Genomic DNA, 2,080 nt, shown 5'->3' with positions numbered 1-2,080 from the left:
GTCGCGGTCTTTAGTGCAATCGAGGGCTAAAGCTTCACCCCGGTGCGCCGATAAGCCCTCCAACAGAAGCCCGGGTGCCGCCCGGGATACACGGATTCCCATGGCCTCGCGCAAGTCCTTAGCCCCGATCGCCCTCGATGCGGACCTGCGCCTGCCACAGGCGCAGGCTTTGCGCGAGCGTCTGCTCAAGGCGCTGGCTGCCCGAAGCCCCGTGATGCTCGATGGCGGCGACGTGGTCCAGGTGGATACGGCGGCCTTGCAGGTGCTGTGCGCCTTTACGCGCGATGCCGGCGGCCAGGGCCTGTCCGTGGGCTGGGGCGGGGTAAGCCAGGTCCTGCGTGACGGCGCCGCGATGCTTGGGCTGGACAAGACGATGAACTTGCCGGCGGCCTGATGCCGGCTTTGACGAGGTAAAAGATGGCTAGGATTCTTGCGGTAGACGATTCAGCTTCGATGCGCAGCATGGTGGCCTTCACCCTGCGTGGCGCCGGCCACGACGTGGAAGAAGCCGAAAACGGACAATTGGCCGTGGATGCGGCCAAAGGCCGCAAGTTCGACCTGGTACTGGCCGACGTCAACATGCCGGTGATGGATGGCATCGCCATGGTGCGGGAACTGCGCTGCCTTGCCGAGTACAAGGGCGTTCCGATCCTGATGCTCACCACCGAGTCGCATCCTGAGCGCAAGCAGGAAGGCAAGGCTGCCGGGGCCACCGGCTGGCTGGTCAAGCCGTTCGACCCTGACCAGCTGCTGGCCACCGTCGGCCGCGTGCTGGGCTGATCCTCATGGCAAAGGTGGATCTGGCCCAGTTCCATCGGGCATTTTTCGACGAGAGCAATGAAGGCCTCGCGGCCATGGAAGCCGCGTTGCTGGCACTCGATGCCGGTTCCGATGACGGGGAACTGATCCACACGATCTTCCGCGCCGCCCATTCGATCAAGGGCGGCGCTGCCACGTTCGGCTTTGCCGACGTGGCCGCCTTCACCCACGTGGCAGAGTCGCTGCTCGAGGAAGTTCGCTCCGGCCGCCGGGCGATCGATGCCGCCGCGGTGGAGTTGCTGCTGCGCTCGGTGGACGTGGTGCGCGTGATGCTGGAGCGCTCATCTGCCGGTATGCCTGCCGCCGACGCCGAGAGCGAAGCACTGCGGTCCGCCCTCGCCGCCATGGTCGGGGGCGCCGTTGCCGCCACCGCCGGCCCGGCCAAGGCGGCCGCCGCCGGCGTGGCAGGCTGGGATATCGCATTCCGCCCCTTCGATTACCTGCTCAAGACCGGCAACGAGCCGCTTCGCATGTTCCGCGAACTGGCAGCCTTGGGGAGCCTGGAAATCGTCGCCAGCCTCGATGCCCTGCCGGCGCTCGCCGCGATGGATGCCGAATCGGCATACGTATCGTGGCAGCTCACCCTGCACGGGGATATTCCCCGCGCCAAAGTCGATGCGGTATTCGACTGGGTCGATGGCGATTGCGAGCTTACCGTCGCCGAGCGTAAGAGCGCATCGCCGGCCGTGCCCCCCGTGGCGCAGCCGACCTCTGCGGCCGGAACGTCCGACGCACCGCGCGCCGTGCGCGAAGTGGCTGCCAATCCCGATGCCCAGTCCATCCGCGTGGGCACGGAAAAGATCGACCTCTTGATCAACATGGTCGGCGAACTGGTGATCACCCAGTCGATGCTCAGCCAGTTTGCCGACGGCGTGGATGCATCGGGGCTCGAGCAGTTCCGCGCGGGCCTTGCCATGCTGGCGCGCAACACGCGTGAACTGCAGGAGAGCGTGATGGGCATCCGCATGCTGCCCATCAGCCATGTCTTCAATCGTTTCCCGCGACTGGCCCGCGACCTGTCGCAGAAGCTGGACAAGAAAGTAAGCCTGGACATCCGCGGCGAAACAACGGAACTGGACAAGAGCGTGCTGGAGAAGATCGGCGATCCGTTGGTGCACCTGGTGCGCAATGCGATCGACCATGGACTTGAATCCACCGCGCGCCGCCGCGAGGCGGGCAAGAACGAAACCGGCACGTTGCGCCTGGAGGCCTTCCACCGCGGTGGTTCGATCGTGGTGGAAGTGGCCGACGATGGCGCGGG

General features: G+C 66.0%; 3 protein-coding genes. All 3 read left to right on the top strand.

All coding sequences use genetic code 11. From position 1 onward, the window contains the following. Positions 1-100: 100 nt before the first annotated feature. Positions 101-394 (top strand): STAS domain-containing protein, encoded by a 294-nt coding sequence (locus VK519_RS04630; protein WP_324347961.1) that lies wholly within the window; start codon positions 101-103, stop codon positions 392-394. Between the two features lie 23 nt (positions 395-417). Next, positions 418-780 (top strand): response regulator, encoded by a 363-nt coding sequence (locus VK519_RS04625; RefSeq protein ID WP_324347960.1) that lies wholly within the window; start codon positions 418-420, stop codon positions 778-780. Between the two features lie 5 nt (positions 781-785). Then, positions 786-2,080: chemotaxis protein CheA (locus VK519_RS04620; RefSeq protein WP_324347959.1), on the top strand; the 1,295-nt coding region annotated here is incomplete at its 3' end.

Source organism: Pinirhizobacter sp., assembly GCF_035317885.1.
GTDB lineage: Bacteria > Pseudomonadota > Gammaproteobacteria > Xanthomonadales > Rhodanobacteraceae > Pinirhizobacter.
This window is presented reverse-complemented; position numbering and strand designations above follow the sequence as displayed.